The organism is Mesorhizobium sp. M1A.F.Ca.ET.072.01.1.1, assembly GCF_004023325.1.
GTDB lineage: Bacteria > Pseudomonadota > Alphaproteobacteria > Rhizobiales > Rhizobiaceae > Mesorhizobium.
This window is the reverse complement of the sequence record NZ_RZSF01000789.1, coordinates 1-399: the sequence shown is the minus strand read 5'-3', so window position 1 is coordinate 399 and position 399 is coordinate 1. Positions and strand designations below refer to the sequence as shown.

General features: G+C 64.4%; 1 pseudogene. It reads left to right on the top strand.

The features are described from left to right. A pseudogene (gene pleD / locus EOA32_RS38050) lies at positions 1-399 on the top strand (PleD family two-component system response regulator); the annotation flags it as partial.

The following is a 399-nucleotide window of genomic DNA, read 5'->3' as shown; positions in this document are numbered from 1 at the left end:
TGATCACCGCGCTCGATCAGGTCTCCGACCGGGCGCGCCGCCTGGAGGCCGGCGCCGACGATTTCCTGACCAAGCCGGTCAACGACCTGCAGCTGATGACGCGCGTCAAGAGCCTTGTCCGGCTGAAGTCGCTGACCGACGAATTGCGGCTGCGCGCCTCGACCACGCGCAACATCGGCATCGAGGAGCTGTTGAGCCGCAACTTCGCCGCCGAGGATGCGAAGCCGAAGGTGCTGCTGATCGACGAGCGCAAATCGTCCTTCGAGCGCATCAAGAAGATGCTGCGAAGCAGCGCCGAGCTCGACGTCGCCACCGATCCCAATGCCAGTTTCTTCCAGGCTGCCGAGACCGCCTACGAGTGCGTGCTGATCTCGACCGCTTTCGCCGACTTCGATCCGC